A 14,303-nucleotide genomic window follows, 5' to 3' on the forward strand; every position below is an offset into this window, starting at 1 on the left:
TCTCCCGAAGGTCCATCGAAAGTGCCTTACCCACTGCTCGCCCTCCATCTTGTGGTCGGCGACAGTGAATCAGCAAAATAAGCCTATGTGAATCCCCCTTGATTCAGGTCGATTTCATCACGCTCTAGATCTTTTTACCGCCGCTTCCTCCTCTTCACACCACCCCTCTGCCCCGGTTTTCCAGCCGTACTGCGACCGGCGGCTTTTTGGGCGCCCTCGACGGCTGCATCAACCGCACTTTGGCGGGCGAGGGGGTCGTCGCTGACGACCAGGTCGACGGTTTCCAGCCGTTTGACTTCGTCGCGCAGGCGGGCGGCTTCTTCGAATTCAAGGTTTTCGGCGGCTTTGCGCATCTGGTCGCGCAGGCCGTCCAGGTGCGCCTCAAGGTTGGCGCCGTGCATGGGTTTGTCGATCTGGGCCGTCACGCGGTTCATGTCCACGTCGCCTTTGTAAAGACCCGCCAGAATGTCATCGACATTTTTCTTCACGGTTTCGGGCGTGATCCCGTGTTCTTGGTTATAGGCGATCTGTTTGGCGCGGCGGCGGTTGGTTTCCTTCAGCGCGCGCTCCATACTGCCGGTGACGCGGTCGGCGTACATGATCACGCGGCCGTCAACGTTGCGGGCGGCGCGGCCGATGGTCTGAACCAGCGATGTTTCAGACCGCAGGAAGCCCTCTTTATCCGCGTCCAGAATGGCCACCAGACCGCATTCGGGAATATCCAGGCCTTCGCGCAACAGGTTGATCCCCACCAGCACGTCAAAGGCCCCCAAGCGCAGGTCGCGCAGAATTTCGATGCGTTCGATTGTATCGATATCACTGTGCATATAGCGCACCTTGATGCCCTGTTCGTGCATGTATTCGGTCAGATCTTCGGCCATCCGTTTGGTCAGGGTGGTGACAAGGGTGCGCATGCCGTCGTTCGCGACTTTGCGAACCTCATCCAGCAGATCGTCGACCTGCATCTCGACCGGTCTGATTTCAACCTCGGGGTCCAGCAGGCCAGTGGGGCGGATGACCTGTTCGGTAAAGACGCCACCGGCCTGTTCCAATTCCCAAGCTGAGGGCGTGGCGCTGACAAACACGGATTGGGGGCGCATGGCGTCCCATTCTTCAAACTTCAGGGGGCGGTTGTCCATGCACGACGGCAGGCGGAAGCCGTGTTCGGCCAGCGTGAACTTGCGGCGATAGTCGCCCCGGTACATACCGCCGATCTGGGGTACGCTGACGTGACTTTCATCGGCAAAAACAATGGCATGGTCGGGGATGAATTCGAACAGAGTGGGGGGCGGTTCGCCCGGTGCGCGCCCCGTCAGATAGCGGGAATAGTTTTCGATGCCGTTGCAGACGCCGGTGGCTTCCAGCATTTCCAGGTCGAAATTAGTCCGCTGTTCCAGACGCTGCGCTTCCAGCAATTTGCCCTCGGCCACCAGTTGATCCAGCCTGATCCGCAGCTCTTTCTTGATGCCGATGATGGCCTGGTTCATCGTTGGGCGCGGCGTGACGTAGTGCGAATTCGCGTAGACCCGGATCTTTTCGAAACTGTCGGTTTTCTGCCCGGTCAGAGGATCGAATTCGGTGATGCTTTCCAGATCCTCGCCAAAGAACGACAGTTTCCAGGCGCGATCTTCCAAGTGGGCGGGCCAGATTTCCAGACTGTCGCCGCGCACGCGGAAACTGCCGCGTTGAAACGCCTGATCGTTGCGGCGGTATTGCTGGGCCACCAGATCGGCCATCACCTGACGCTGATCGTATTCCTTGCCGGTCACCAGATCCTGGGTCATCGCCGAATAGGTCTCAACCGACCCGATACCATAGATGCAGGACACCGAGGCGACGATAATCACGTCGTCCCGTTCCAACAGCGCCCGCGTGGCCGAGTGGCGCATGCGGTCGATCTGTTCGTTAATCTGGCTTTCTTTTTCGATGTAGGTGTCGCTGCGGGCCACATAGGCCTCGGGCTGATAATAGTCATAGTAGCTGACAAAATATTCGACAGCATTATCGGGGAAGAAACCCTTAAATTCGCCATAAAGTTGCGCGGCGAGTGTTTTGTTGGGGGCCAAAATGATGGCGGGGCGTTGGGTTTCTTCGATGATCTTGGCCATCGTAAAGGTCTTGCCGGTGCCTGTTGCACCCAAAAGCACCTGATCCCTGTCACCGCTTTTGATACCTGCGCTAAGTTCGGCAATGGCTGTTGGCTGATCGCCTGCTGGTTCGAATTCCGTATTCATCCGAAAGGCGATACCGCCTTCCAGTTTATCAAGTTTTTTGGCGGCAGGCATCTGAACGAGTGAGGCAGTCATAGCGGCGATTCCTTTGCTATGCCTAGATTTGATCTGTTTTTGTTCTTATTCAAGGGGGGATCAATCGTAGATCAATCGTAAAACTTTAGTCGAATGATGATTTGTCGCACTTAAGAGGATTGCCAGGATTTAAACTATTTTTCAAATGGTTAACTTATAATGTGGTAATTTAGTCAAAAATTTTAATGACGTCGCGTAATAAAATTATTGCTCGCATAGCGTGTGCGTCGTACGATTCTAATGCAAGCAGCAAGATGATTGCCGGCTGGGTCATGTTCCACCCCAATCCCTCGCTCCCGCGTGGTCTGGCCGGCAATCTCTTTAAGTCTTGCAAAACATCCCCATTTTATAAATATACATCCGTGTGATCGGAGGACCGCTAAGTGCGCGCACGTATTTACCAACCCGCCAGAACGGCAATGTCATCTGGAACCGCCAAAACCAAACACTGGGTTTTGGAGTTTACACCGGCATCCGCGCGCGAGGTTGATCCACTGATGGGATGGACGTCATCGGACGATATGCAAAGCCAGGTGCGCCTGACTTTTGATACCAAAGAGACCGCCGTTGCCTATGCGCAGGACAACGGGATCGATGCCGTTGTTCAGGACCCCAAAAAGCGCAAGCCAAACATTCGCCAGCGCGGGTATGGTGAAAACTTTGCAACCGACCGTCGCGGGGTCTGGACGCATTAAGGTCAGGTCAGAGAGGTCCCGGATCAGGTCCGGGACGGCGCAGTTTCCAAAAATAGTGATAACGCCCTTTGCCCCGCATCACCTTTGGGTGGCAGGGTCTGAGGTCTGATCTGATAAGAAAGGTGGCGCCACCGTCTTGAGGGTTGGTTTAGCCAGAAAGGGGTCGCAAGCCCCCCACCTTTTGTCTCATGCATGATCTTTCAGGCGGCTTATCCTTTGGGGCTTTAATCCAAAGGGCAAGTTCTGGAAAACCATTTCTATTCCGACGTCGTGGGATGGGGTTGTAGGCGAGAGATGCTAACGTCCGGTTGCAGCTGCGCACGGTCGGATTTGAGTATTTTTGCCAAGAAGAAGGGTAAGGGCTGTCCTGGAAACGCTTCGGTGGGGCGTGTCAGGCCCGAACGGGCGGAGCCCAATGCATAGCCCCTTGTTTTTTGGATGGCTGATCAACTTTATCGGGAACAATCGCACACCTGCGGCGTTCTGACCCAGACAACCATTATTGGAGATCTGAGATGAAAACCTCTGCCGCCGAGGAAGCAAAACAGCGCGTCGCTGATCTAAGCAAAGAAGCCACGGAAGCGATCCGAGATGAGGCCGAACACCACGCCCAGCAAGCACAATCCGCCGCAGCTGAAGAAGTTGAAAGCTTTTCCGACGCTGCTGCGGCAGCCGCTGCGGAATTTGATCACAATTCACTTCAGGCCAAAGCCGCTGAGCAAGTTGCCAATGGTCTGGAACAGGCCGCATCACAAATCCGATCTGCCGATTTGAATGATATTGTCGACAATGTCAGTGACTTTGCCCGCCGCAATCCATTGGTGTTTCTGGGCGGTGCCGCGTTGTTGGGTTTTGCAGCGACCCGTTTCTTGAAAGCGCGCGCGCCCGAGCCTGATTATGACCAATCCGACGATCCGTGGATAACGTCACATGATCACAGACCATCCTCGGATCACTTCGACGATGATAACTATTACAGCAGCAGGGCGTCGCACTGATGCAGACCGAAAACACAGATCCCAAGGCGATACCGTCACTGTTCGTCAGCGCCCTGAAGCAGTTTTCGAAGCTGATGCAAGATGAAGTCGCATTGGCCAAAGCTGAAATCAGTCAAAATGTCAGCCGTGCCGGGGTCGGACTGGCAATGATTGGCATTGGTGCAATTCTTGCGTTGGTGGCATTCAACACGCTGGCAGCTGCGCTGGTCACCTTTATCGCATCACTTGGTCTTGGTGCGGGTACGGCTGCGCTTATCGTTGGCGGTGGTCTGATTATAATTGCGGCCGCCTTCGTACTTGTCGGGAAATCACGATTATCGGCTGATGCTTTGGCCCCGACACGGGCTGCTGAAAACATCAAGCGCGATGCTGATGCGATTAAAGAGGCTGCCCATGTCGGATAAGTCGATCGATCACCTGGAAAAAAAGGTCGAGCGGGACCGCGATGCCCTGGCAACATCGTTGGATCAACTTTCAAGCGCGCTTGAGCCTGAAAATCTGGTGTCCCATTTATCAGGCACGCTGGAAGGTTACGGTGGCGAACTTGGACGCCAAACCATGAATGCCGCCAAACAGAACCCCGCCGCATTTGCGTTGGTCGGGACAGGGTTGGCGCTGCTGTTTGTGGGTCAGACCCGCACACATAAAACAGCGCCTGCGCAGAAGCCCGTCACGATGCCCGAAGACGCGATGGTTGGTTTTGATGACCGTGTCGAAGCGGCAGATCGAAAAATCAAGCAAAGGATGAATGGTCAAATGTCAAATTCTATGAAATCAAGCAGAATGCGTGCGGCCATCGACCGCGGTCTGGATCAGTTGCCACCCGCCGCGAAACAGCAGGTTATCAAGGCCCGACAATGCGCAATCAAAGCGCAGGAAGCGGTCGAACGGAAGACCCGACAAGCTGCGCGCGCGTCCCGGACAGCGTTTTACGACAATCCCTTGGCCATAGGTGGGGTCGCTTTGGGCGTTGGTGCGCTGATTGCCTCTTTGCTGCCGCGCACCGAACAGGAAGACAGGCTGCTTGGTGAAAAGCGCGATGCCCTGATGGCCGAGGCCGACGCTGCAATGCGCCGCGAACAGTCCGATACGCCGCTTCAACCCACCACGCGTTAATCCAAAAACAGGCGGTCATGGCATCATGCTGAAAACTTTGCTGACAGAAAACGCAACCCGCGTGATGCTTTTGATACTGACCCTGCTGGCCTTGCCAGCGGGGCTTTATTTGGCAAAACCAATTCTTGCCCCGATCCTTTTTGCGGTTGTTCTGGGCATGGTCATCTCTCCACTTGCCGATCACGTCAACAAGTTCGGCACTCCGCGGGTCGTCATATCTGCTTTGCTGCTTGGTGTTGTGTCCAGCATCATTGTTGGATTTTTTCTGGCGCTTGAGCCGTTGATCACAGGCATCGTGCAAGAGCTGCCGAACATCAAACGGGAAATAGAAGGCTGGGTCGATGTTGTGTCCGGCATTCTGCAAGGGGTGCAATCCATCAGTGCCGAAATCGAACAAACCGTCGGCGATCAAGAGGCAGAACTGGGCAGTGGTATTCCGACAGTCATGGACGCTGTCTGGCTGGCGCCCAACTTTGGTGCGCAGATATTTATCTTTGCCGGGACACTGTTTTTCTTCACGCTCACACGAAACGATCTTTATGAATATGCCGGTCGTTTCAGTATGACGTTTTTCAAAGCGGAAAAGGCTGTTGCCAAATACTTCGGTGCGGTGGCGATCGTGAACACGGGCCTGGGTATTGTAACCGCGATTGTGCTGTCTGTCCTAGGTGTGAACGGTGCCGTGCTTTGGGGTATCGCTGCGGGACTGCTGAATTTCGTCCTGTATCTTGGACCGCTGATTGTCATCGTAGGCTTGTTGATTACGGGGCTGACGCAATTTGGGGGCGCGATGGCGTTACTGCCGCCCTTGTCATTTTTGGTACTTAACATCATCGAAGCACAATTTGTGACACCGGCCTTCGTCGGCCACAGGCTTAATTTGAACCCTTTGATTGTCTTTATGGCCATCGTGTTCGGGCTTTGGATCTGGGGGCCAGTCGGGGCAATCGTCGCGCTGCCCTTGTTGCTGTGGGCCGGTGTCATCCTGAACCCACGCGAGCATCAGAAATCACAGGCCAAAGTATTGGTCGCATAAGAATGCCATGCACCGCAGGAACCATTCACCGACCCAACCGTTGAGTTTTTGAAAGGAGACTATCCATGTCAAACACAGCACCCGAGCATATCGTCACTTCAGAAGCCATATCTGACGATGATAACATGTCGGATAAGGTCAAAAAGCGATTGTCTGAGGTAGGCGATCAACTGCGCGAAACCGCCAGCAGTCATGCAGGTGCGGCCAAGGATATTGCTAATGCAAACCTGAAAAGCACCTCTGATGCCGTTGAAAAAGTATCACGCGAAGGTTCAAGATTTGTGAAGGAAAATCCCGGTCTGGCCATTGCTGGCGCCGTTGGTGTAGGCGTTATCATCGGGTTGATGATCCGCAACAGATACTGAATTAGAACAAGCCCTTGCGATGTTTAAGTCGCGAGGGCTTACTGTGCGATATTTCGATGTGTCACGATATGTCGTAAGATCAGTATTGGATTTGCCTAGAAATCGAATAGATCTTCCAGAAAACCACCGCCACGACGTTTCTTTTTGCGCGACTTGCGGCCGTAATCATCGTCGTCATCGTAATAATCATCATCATATCCACGCCCGGACTGAGGCGGTGGTGGCGGAGCGGCCGCAGGTACAGACCGTTCGATGATCTTATCCAACTCACCCCGATCCAGCCAAACCCCGCGACATTGGGGACAATAGTCAATTTCGACCCCGTTGCGGTCGGCCATCACAAGCTGGGTTCCATCAATCGGACATTGCATTCGGCTGCTCCTTTCAAGCTGTTCAAAAAGATATGGTGCTGAAATCCGGCGTTGCAATGCTGCGGCAAGCGTCGATGGAAAAGCTTTGCTTAAATAAGCATATTCTAAAACAACCTGTCATACGCTGACTAGCCCATTAGCTTCTGATAAAGCGCCGACAGCCACAGCAGAACGGGGATAAAGGCCGACATCAGAACGGCAAGCGACCCAAGGTCTTTGGCGATGCGGGACAGTTCGTGGCGTTCCAGTCCGATGCGGTCGATGGCGGCTTCGATGGCGCTGTTTAGGACCTCGACGATCAAAACCAGCAGGACGGACGCGATCAGAAGCGCTGTCATGAACAGATCGGACCCCAGCCAGAACGCCAGCGGAATACCGGCCAGAAAGATAAGACATTCAATGCGAAACGCCTCTTCGTTACGCCAGATGTCCCGAAACCCCGCCATTGAGTTGCGGAACGCGGCACTTACACGGGCGGCACCTTTCAGCGACTGATTTGCCAAAGCGCGAACTCCTGCCAGATGGCCCTAAGACGCGGCCGGGTTCAGCATACGGCCCAGTCCACGGCCCGCAACGATGTGAACGTGCAGATGCGGGACCTCTTGCACGCCGTCCTGACCCGCATTCGACAAAAGCCGGTAGCCATTGCCACCATCACCGGGCGGAATGCCAAGCATCTTGCAAACCTCGCCGATGGCGCGGATGTAGTCGACGATCTCGGCATCAGACGCAGTGTTTGCGAAGTGATCAAAGCAGACGTATTTGCCTTTGGGGATGACCAGAACATGGTGCGGCGCCTGGGGTGTTATGTCTTTGAACGCCAATGAATGATCCGTTTCATACACCGTGTCATTGGGTATTTCGTCCCGCAGAATTTTGGCAAAGATATTCTGATCATCGTAGCTGTATGCCATTGCTGTCCCCTGTTAATCCACGAATAGATAATCGGTCTGTGCGATCTGTTGTGCGGCACTTTCGGATATCACAAGAAACTGCGCAAGCTGGTTGGTGTTTTCTTCGACCGTGGCAAACTCGGAAAACAGAAAATGGTTTTCAAAGGCTTCATCCCGCAGACGGTCGCTTTCGAAATGGATGTCGTTCCTTATGGTCGGCAAAAGCTGCTGGATGGTGGCATTGGTTGTACGTTCCCCGGCCAGACCGATCCGATGGGCATGGCCGACAAGATAACCTTCGCTGAAGTTACATTCGACCTCAAGCAATCTGGTTTTGGATCGGTCCGAATAGAAATCCTGCACCAGTTCGATATTGGCCGGATCAATGCAGATCACCAGACGGTTGGTGTCGTAATAGTCAAACAGCATCCGCAACAGCGCCCGATTGTGGCGGGTGCGTTTTTCGATGGTTTTCTGTATGCCGCCCAGATCCGGCAGGGGTGTGGACTGTTCGTTGAACAGATAGGCAATGGTCGGCAGATTGGTGCGCGTGCCAATCTGTTCGACCAGCCGTTTGGCCACGTGCCACTTCTTGCACGCCACAATCATCAGTTCACGATCCCGGCCCAGCGTGCTTTCGTTTTCCCAAAACCGCGGGGCAAAGCGCCGCCCGATCCGCCCGCGACCGGTTAGAAAGGCGTGCAGCTTGCGCCCCTCGTCCGAGATATCGAAATTGACCCCTTGGGCCGCGTAAAGCTGACCCAGTTTATCTTTCAGCTCGGTCGCCTCGGGGCTGATCTTGCGGGCAAACAGGCAATCCTGCCCCAACAAAAGCGTGTAGTGGTCATTATAAAAGGTGATGGGCATGCCGTAATCGGAAAACATCAGAAACGTCGGCGTGCGACAGTCAATTTCGTCACGCGATACCAGATGGCGTACCAGCGTCTGGAAAAAGGTTTCATCAGGTATCCAGGTCGTTTTGAAAAAGCGAATTATATCGGGGCGTTTTCGGATGAATGTCAGGATCTGCTCGATGGTCGACCTGCGCAAACACCACCATTGGCTGCCGATCATGACCTGAAGGTCTTTGGGAATATCGCGTTTCAGACCAAAGCGTTTCTGCAATTCAAAGGATTTATAAAACAGCCACTTCCGATTGCGTTCATTGAAGAAATGGCGGTACGTCAGACGCTCTTCCCTGATGCCGGTCTTGATCCAGTCAGATTCAAAGAAATCAAAACTTTCGACATAATCAACATCGCGCTGATCCAGGAAAGTCCGGATGTATTCGGCGGATTTTATGGGCATGCAATCGCCCGAAATCATGTAAAAATGCGTGGCGCGGGGAAAGGATTGGGCCGCAACCTGAAGCGCGTTGATCGTGGCCTGCACCAGTGACCACTCACCCCATCCGCATTTCACCCGTTTGGTCGCGAAAACGACGTTGTTGTTATCGGCCAACTCTGATCGAAGTTTCTGATAGGCTGGCTTGGGCGTGCGGGCATCGAAATGGATGGCAACGTAATCGCCCACGGCCGTCAGACGCTTGGCCTGGGCGATGATCGCATCGGGGTCCTTGTGACACAGGATAATGTAGGCGATCTTGGCCATAAACGAACACTTAGCCTTTCGTCGATGTTGCTTGACCCAATAAACACCATAAGAGATTGAATAAACAGTCAGGCTCTGGTTTTTTATGGGCCATTAACCTTTGTGCGCAAAACAAAGGTATCGGAGGCGTTGAGAGTATGAATTTTCCTGGTACATGGATGACCGAAAGCGAAAGCACCGTTTATCGAGTGGTGCCCAAATGTGCGTGTTCGACCATCGGTCAGATCCTTTATTATTCCGATCATGGCGAATTTTTTGATGGCGATATCCATGATGCGCAAAACGGGCTGCACAAGTGGGCGCATGAACACAGCAAGCCCCTTATCGCCGAAAATGTGCGTCGTCACAAAAGCTATGCTTTTACCTGTGTTCGCAATCCCTATACCCGTATCCTGAGTTCGTTTTTCGACAAGATCTGCGGCATTCAGCGGAACGGCAGCCGGTATCGCGGCAACCTGATCCCTGAAATCATTCAGAAATACGGGATCGAGGTTGAGGGCGATTTTGATCAGATCAAGTCGTTCCGCCGGTTTTTGCTGTTCGCCCGCGACACAATCCGGTGGCGCAAACCGATGGACCCGGATATTCACTGGTCGTCCATGTCGGGTCATGTTTCGACATTTATCGTCAACGGTGGTCAGTATGACAGTATTTTCTGGACCGAACAGTTCAACGACGGGATGCAAGGCGTCCTGAACGCGATTGAAACACCCCACAGTATCGATCTGGCCGGCATTCCGCGATTTAACGAAAGCGAAGGGCATGGGCCCAAGCGGCAGCATCCGGTCGAAGACTACTTCGACGATCTGTCGATGCATCTGGTCTATGAAATCTACAAGCGTGATTTTGAGTTGTTTAAATACGACTTTCTCGATCCATCGAACAAGATGCCGGTGTCCGAGATTGATCTTGATGAAATCCACGCTAAGCTTGGTGATTGATATAAATTGCTAATGACGAAGTTCTTTTGATGCCAGTTGGGTCCAAGCCGAATAACTGTCCGAATTGCGGAAACGATCTGGGTCCAATGCTATCGCTGACCCGGATGACCGATTGCGACGCCTGTGGCAGCACGGTTTATCTGCAAGACGGTGTGTTTGAGGCCGCCGGTCAGCGTGGCGAAATGCATGACACCAAGATGCTGTTCAAACTGCATGACCGCATTCGTATCCGTGATCGCAGCTATCTGATTTCGGGCCATGTGCGTTATAGCTATGGCCGCGGGTGGTGGGATGAATTCTGGGCGATCGAAGGTAACGGAAACGGCGTGTGGATCAGTGTCGACGAAGGTGATGTCGTTCTGCAAAAGCAGATATCGAATTCCGATATTCAGATGGCCCGTCCCCCCTTTGTCGTGGGTCAGACGATCAAGGCCGTTAATCAAGATTTTCTTGTCACCGAGGCCAGCCGCGCCGAATGCATGGCGTTTCGCGGCGAATTCCCGGAAGCGTTGCGGGTTGGCGAAACCTATAAGTTCGTCAATTGCAGCAGCTCGACCGGTGAGCTTCTAAGTGGGGAATATGGCGACGGCAGCAGTCTTTGGTTTCTGGGCGGCTGGATTGACCCGTTTGAGGTCAGAAACGAGAATATCCAATGACGCGCGCCGCTGAATTGACCGCCATTAATTGCACCAACTGCGGTGCGGGCCTGGATGTACTGGGTGGCGGGCGCGTGATCACCCATGTTTGCGGGTATTGCGGATCGGTTCTGGATGCGCAGCATGATTATAAGGTGCTGAAACAGTTCAGCGATATGCCGCGCCCCGAAAGCCCGTTCCGAATAGGGATGAAAGGCGAAATTCAGGGTGTTGAATATACGATCATCGGCACTTTGGGCAAACGCGAAGATTATCGTGGGCAGACATGGCTTTGGACCGATCACCAGCTGTTTTCGCCAACGCATGGTTATGCCTGGCTGACGGTCGAGGACGGGCATATTATCTTTACCCGCAAAATGCGGTTGCTGCCACGGCCATCGTGGATCAGCCTGCAAAAGGTCGAAAGATCCGATTATCGACCCAGCGCATTTTTCGAAGGCGATAACTACAGCTATTATGCAACCTCGACGGGAAAGACGACCTTTGTCGAGGGTGAATTCAACTGGCTGCCCGAAGTCGGTGATCAGGTGACGGCCGTCGCGCTGATGTCGGATGACGCCATGCTGCGATACGTTGATGGCAAAACCGAACATGAAATTGAACGATCGGTCTATCTGCCGCTTTACGAAACCTGCGCAACTTTTGGCACCAAACCGAACAGACATCCCAAGGATGTCCACCCGCTGCAACCTTTTCAGGGCAATTCCAACAGTGCCTTTGCCCGCAAGGTCTTTTTCTGGGCGGGATTGGCGGCGCTGGCGATGTGGATTGCAACGTGGTTCTTTATCGAACAGACCGTCGTGGTCGAACACGCGATTGATCCCGGGGCGACCGACGTGGGATATAGATTTCAGGTCGATGATCCAAGCAGATTGACGCGCGTTCAGGTGCGCACGCAGCTTAGCAACAATTGGGCCGTTTATGGGGTGGATGTCGCGGGACCTGACGGGCAATCCGTCTTTCAAACAGCGCGTGAGATTTCCTATTATTCAGGCTCTAGCGGCGGCGAAAGCTGGACCGAAGGGTCAAGAAACACCAGCATCCGTTTTCGTCCAGCGCAAGCCGGTGAATATACGGTGAAACTTGAACTGCTGGAAAGCAGCGTGCCCAATCCGCAAACCAGTTTATACGTTTATTCCGGGGCGACCGCGCCGATATGGTCGTTTTTTGCGGCAGCACTGCTGTTGATCAGCACTTTGTTTGTGTCATCCGGTAAAGCCAAGCATTATTACCGGCGTTGGCGGAACTCGGACTGGAGCGATGAGTAGACCATGAACCTTTTTCGTATCGTGATTCTGGCATGGGCCGCATTCGCCGTTGGCGGGTCCAGTTATCTTTCTTACTACGGTGTCTTGCGGGAAAGCCGCGACACCTTTCAATCGGTACGCGTCGGCAGCCCCGGCGGTGGTTATAATTCAGGCGGCCGGATCAAATAATCCGGGTTAAGGAGACTAAACATGTTCGAGGCGATCCAAATTACCGAAGTTGTCAGCACGATCTTCTTCACTCTGCTTGGTCTGGGCTTGTTGGGCCTGTGCTGGCTGGCAATCAATATAATCAGCCCGTTTTCGATCCGCAAAGAGATTGAAGAGGATCACAATACATCACTTGCCGTCCTGATCAGTTCGGTCTTTATCGCAATGTCAATTATCATCGCGGCCGTCATCGTTTCATGACCCAGAAAACCGCGGCTGTTCAGCCGCGTGAGCTTTGGCTGCTGACGGCAACATTCTTTGTCGCCGTCGCGGGTCTGATCTATGAACTGATTGCCGCAACCGTTTCCAGCTACTTGTTGGGCGACAGCATTCAGCAATTCAGCTTTGTCATCGGGGTCTTTCTGACATCGATGGGGCTGGGCGCATGGCTGTCGCGGTTTGTGTCTGACGCCATCGGCGGATTCGTCCGTGCACAATTGTTGCTTGGTATTGTCGGCGGCTTTTGCGCGCCGCTTTTGTTTTTCACATATGCCTATTATGGCATCGTGGGATTACCGCTTTATACGTCGCTGATCGTGATCGGCATTCTTTCGGGCATGGAGATCCCCTTGATCGCCCGCGTGCTGAAAGAACTGGGCGCCGTCGATTTCCGTTTCGAAAACGTGCTGACGGCGGATTACATCGGCGCGTTGGCGGCGTCGCTGATGTTTCCACTGCTGATCATCCCACACCTTAGCCTGATCGCGGCAAGTCTGGCGTTCGGCTGTCTGAACCTTTTGGTCGCGGGGATCTCGATCTGGTTGTTTCGGGATCGCTTTGGCGCGGCCTTATGGATCACACTAGGCACGGCGTTGTCAGCGACCCTGGTTGCACTGGTCTTGTCCGAACGTCTGGTGTCGATTGTTGATGCAAATCTGTTCGAAGACGATGTTATCCTGACCGAGCGCACGTCGTATCAGACCATCACGATCACCCGGTTTCAGGATCGCACCCGGCTTTTTCTGAACCATTCGATCCAGTTCGACAGCCTGGATGAATACCGCTATCACGAAGCCCTTGTGCATCCCGCCATGGCCATCGTGCCGCGGCATCGGGATGTTCTTGTGCTGGGCGGTGGTGATGGCATGGCTGTGCGAGAGGTGCTGCGCTATCCGGATGTTGAAAGCGTCACACTGGTCGATCTTGATCCAAGGGTGACGCAGCTGTTTCGTGACAATGAACAACTGGCCAGTCTGAACAGTCAGGCGTTGCGGGATCCCCGGGTTCGCATCGTCAATCAGGATGCCTGGTTGTTCGCCATCGCAGACCAGCAGCAATATGATGTGATCATTCTGGACCTGCCCGACCCCAAATCAATCGGTTTGTCCAAACTGTACAGCGTTGAATTCTACGGTATTCTGTCCGAACGCCTATCGGCAAACGGAATTATGGTGACCCAGGCCGGATCACCGCTGTTCGCAACCAAGGCGTTCTGGTCCATCTATGAAACCCTGGCGCAAGCCAGAAACCCTGTGTCGCCGGGCAATGGGCTGATTGCTGTTCCCTATCACAGCTATGTGCCCAGCTTTGGGCAGTGGGGCTTTGTCATGGCTATGCAACGCCCGCTGGATATCGACACGCCGACCTTCCCCGAAGAACTGAATTACATGACAACAGACGTCTGGTACGCGGCGCAGATTTTCGGGTCTGACACCGGTTATACTGAGGTCGAAGCGAATACGATCAAAAGCCATCCTTTGATCGGATATTATGAAGAGGGTTGGGGGTATTGGTTTAGATAATCAACTTATAGTTGTATTTATCTTATCAGAATCATTGACCCTGCGGCACCACGCACTAGCAAAACCCACAGGGTCGAAAAACAGCGTGAAAGACTGCA

General features: G+C 53.6%; 17 protein-coding genes. 12 read left to right on the top strand and 5 right to left on the bottom strand.

The features are described from left to right. Window positions 1-134: 134 nt before the first annotated feature. Window positions 135-2,306, bottom strand: a complete 2,172-nt coding sequence (gene uvrB / locus H7848_RS00005; RefSeq protein ID WP_208347022.1) for an excinuclease ABC subunit UvrB — start codon at window positions 2,304-2,306, stop codon at window positions 135-137. 383 nt (window positions 2,307-2,689) lie between these two features. On the opposite strand from uvrB, the gene H7848_RS00010 reads away from it, so the two are divergent. The 6 genes from H7848_RS00010 to H7848_RS00035 all read left to right on the top strand — a co-directional run bounded on the left by H7848_RS00010 (window position 2,690) and on the right by H7848_RS00035 (window position 6,516). Further along, the gene (locus H7848_RS00010; RefSeq protein WP_208347024.1) at window positions 2,690-3,001 is read left to right on the top strand and encodes an ETC complex I subunit; all 312 of its coding nucleotides are present in this window, start codon (window positions 2,690-2,692) and stop codon (window positions 2,999-3,001) included. Window positions 3,002-3,516: 515 nt separating this feature from the next. Continuing rightward, entirely contained in the window at window positions 3,517-3,999 is a 483-nt protein-coding gene (locus H7848_RS00015) for a hypothetical protein (RefSeq protein ID WP_208347026.1), read from the top strand. Beyond that, a complete protein-coding gene (locus H7848_RS00020; protein ID WP_208347028.1) occupies window positions 3,999-4,403 on the top strand; it encodes a phage holin family protein in 405 nt (134 codons plus the stop codon). Before H7848_RS00015 ends, H7848_RS00020 begins: the two co-directional genes overlap by 1 nt. Continuing rightward, window positions 4,393-5,115 carry a hypothetical protein gene (locus H7848_RS00025; RefSeq protein ID WP_208347029.1) on the top strand — a complete coding sequence of 241 codons (723 nt, stop codon included), beginning with the start codon at window positions 4,393-4,395 and terminating at the stop codon, window positions 5,113-5,115. Before H7848_RS00020 ends, H7848_RS00025 begins: the two co-directional genes overlap by 11 nt. Window positions 5,116-5,140: 25 nt before the next feature. Beyond that, entirely contained in the window at window positions 5,141-6,151 is a 1,011-nt protein-coding gene (locus H7848_RS00030; protein ID WP_208347030.1) for an AI-2E family transporter, read from the top strand. 65 nt (window positions 6,152-6,216) lie between these two features. Next, a complete protein-coding gene (locus H7848_RS00035) occupies window positions 6,217-6,516 on the top strand; it encodes a DUF883 family protein (RefSeq protein ID WP_208347031.1) in 300 nt (99 codons plus the stop codon). 95 nt (window positions 6,517-6,611) lie between these two features. On the opposite strand, the gene H7848_RS00040 is transcribed toward H7848_RS00035, so the two are convergent. The 4 genes from H7848_RS00040 to H7848_RS00055 form a co-directional block, all read right to left on the bottom strand. After that, window positions 6,612-6,887, bottom strand: coding sequence for a TFIIB-type zinc ribbon-containing protein (locus tag H7848_RS00040; RefSeq protein ID WP_208347032.1), 276 nt, complete (start codon window positions 6,885-6,887; stop codon window positions 6,612-6,614). Window positions 6,888-7,015: 128 nt separating this feature from the next. Next, the gene (locus H7848_RS00045; RefSeq protein ID WP_208347033.1) at window positions 7,016-7,390 is read right to left on the bottom strand and encodes a diacylglycerol kinase; all 375 of its coding nucleotides are present in this window, start codon (window positions 7,388-7,390) and stop codon (window positions 7,016-7,018) included. A 24-nt stretch (window positions 7,391-7,414) separates the two neighbouring features. Further along, window positions 7,415-7,801 (bottom strand): HIT domain-containing protein, encoded by a 387-nt coding sequence (locus H7848_RS00050; RefSeq protein ID WP_208347034.1) that lies wholly within the window; start codon window positions 7,799-7,801, stop codon window positions 7,415-7,417. A gap of 12 nt (window positions 7,802-7,813) precedes the next feature. Beyond that, window positions 7,814-9,391 carry a DUF5928 domain-containing protein gene (locus tag H7848_RS00055; protein WP_208347035.1) on the bottom strand — a complete coding sequence of 526 codons (1,578 nt, stop codon included), beginning with the start codon at window positions 9,389-9,391 and terminating at the stop codon, window positions 7,814-7,816. A gap of 137 nt (window positions 9,392-9,528) precedes the next feature. On the opposite strand from H7848_RS00055, the gene H7848_RS00060 reads away from it, so the two are divergent. From H7848_RS00060 to H7848_RS00085, 6 genes are all read left to right on the top strand, one after another. Next, complete coding sequence (locus tag H7848_RS00060) at window positions 9,529-10,332, top strand: sulfotransferase family protein (protein WP_208347036.1); 804 nt, start codon at window positions 9,529-9,531, stop codon at window positions 10,330-10,332. A gap of 86 nt (window positions 10,333-10,418) precedes the next feature. Next, entirely contained in the window at window positions 10,419-10,988 is a 570-nt protein-coding gene (locus H7848_RS00065) for a DUF4178 domain-containing protein (RefSeq protein ID WP_208347037.1), read from the top strand. Further along, the gene (locus H7848_RS00070; RefSeq protein WP_208347039.1) at window positions 10,985-12,256 is read left to right on the top strand and encodes a DUF4178 domain-containing protein; all 1,272 of its coding nucleotides are present in this window, start codon (window positions 10,985-10,987) and stop codon (window positions 12,254-12,256) included. The genes H7848_RS00065 and H7848_RS00070 overlap by 4 nt, the downstream gene beginning before the upstream one ends. A 3-nt stretch (window positions 12,257-12,259) precedes the next feature. Further along, window positions 12,260-12,424 carry a hypothetical protein gene (locus tag H7848_RS00075; RefSeq protein WP_208347040.1) on the top strand — a complete coding sequence of 55 codons (165 nt, stop codon included), beginning with the start codon at window positions 12,260-12,262 and terminating at the stop codon, window positions 12,422-12,424. A gap of 21 nt (window positions 12,425-12,445) precedes the next feature. Then, the gene (locus H7848_RS00080) at window positions 12,446-12,664 is read left to right on the top strand and encodes a DUF350 domain-containing protein (protein ID WP_208347041.1); all 219 of its coding nucleotides are present in this window, start codon (window positions 12,446-12,448) and stop codon (window positions 12,662-12,664) included. Beyond that, window positions 12,661-14,205 (top strand): polyamine aminopropyltransferase, encoded by a 1,545-nt coding sequence (locus H7848_RS00085; RefSeq protein WP_208347042.1) that lies wholly within the window; start codon window positions 12,661-12,663, stop codon window positions 14,203-14,205. The genes H7848_RS00080 and H7848_RS00085 overlap by 4 nt, the downstream gene beginning before the upstream one ends. Window positions 14,206-14,303 lie beyond the last annotated feature (98 nt).

Source organism: Pseudaestuariivita rosea (genome assembly GCF_017592335.1).
In the GTDB taxonomy this organism is placed as follows: domain Bacteria; phylum Pseudomonadota; class Alphaproteobacteria; order Rhodobacterales; family Rhodobacteraceae; genus Parasulfitobacter; species Parasulfitobacter rosea.

What these genes read in the sequence shown, in the direction of transcription:
- uvrB (WP_208347022.1), bottom strand. Translation starts at nt 2,306, where the DNA reads ATGACTGCCTCACTCGTTCAGATGCCTGCCGCCAAAAAACTTGATAAA.
- H7848_RS00015 (WP_208347026.1), top strand. Translation starts at nt 3,517, where the DNA reads ATGAAAACCTCTGCCGCCGAGGAAGCAAAACAGCGCGTCGCTGATCTA.
- H7848_RS00020 (WP_208347028.1), top strand. Translation starts at nt 3,999, where the DNA reads ATGCAGACCGAAAACACAGATCCCAAGGCGATACCGTCACTGTTCGTC.
- H7848_RS00025 (WP_208347029.1), top strand. Translation starts at nt 4,393, where the DNA reads ATGTCGGATAAGTCGATCGATCACCTGGAAAAAAAGGTCGAGCGGGAC.
- H7848_RS00030 (WP_208347030.1), top strand. Translation starts at nt 5,141, where the DNA reads ATGCTGAAAACTTTGCTGACAGAAAACGCAACCCGCGTGATGCTTTTG.
- H7848_RS00035 (WP_208347031.1), top strand. Translation starts at nt 6,217, where the DNA reads ATGTCAAACACAGCACCCGAGCATATCGTCACTTCAGAAGCCATATCT.
- H7848_RS00040 (WP_208347032.1), bottom strand. Translation starts at nt 6,887, where the DNA reads ATGCAATGTCCGATTGATGGAACCCAGCTTGTGATGGCCGACCGCAAC.
- H7848_RS00050 (WP_208347034.1), bottom strand. Translation starts at nt 7,801, where the DNA reads ATGGCATACAGCTACGATGATCAGAATATCTTTGCCAAAATTCTGCGG.
- H7848_RS00055 (WP_208347035.1), bottom strand. Translation starts at nt 9,391, where the DNA reads ATGGCCAAGATCGCCTACATTATCCTGTGTCACAAGGACCCCGATGCG.
- H7848_RS00060 (WP_208347036.1), top strand. Translation starts at nt 9,529, where the DNA reads ATGAATTTTCCTGGTACATGGATGACCGAAAGCGAAAGCACCGTTTAT.
- H7848_RS00065 (WP_208347037.1), top strand. Translation starts at nt 10,419, where the DNA reads ATGCTATCGCTGACCCGGATGACCGATTGCGACGCCTGTGGCAGCACG.
- H7848_RS00070 (WP_208347039.1), top strand. Translation starts at nt 10,985, where the DNA reads ATGACGCGCGCCGCTGAATTGACCGCCATTAATTGCACCAACTGCGGT.
- H7848_RS00075 (WP_208347040.1), top strand. Translation starts at nt 12,260, where the DNA reads ATGAACCTTTTTCGTATCGTGATTCTGGCATGGGCCGCATTCGCCGTT.
- H7848_RS00080 (WP_208347041.1), top strand. Translation starts at nt 12,446, where the DNA reads ATGTTCGAGGCGATCCAAATTACCGAAGTTGTCAGCACGATCTTCTTC.
- H7848_RS00085 (WP_208347042.1), top strand. Translation starts at nt 12,661, where the DNA reads ATGACCCAGAAAACCGCGGCTGTTCAGCCGCGTGAGCTTTGGCTGCTG.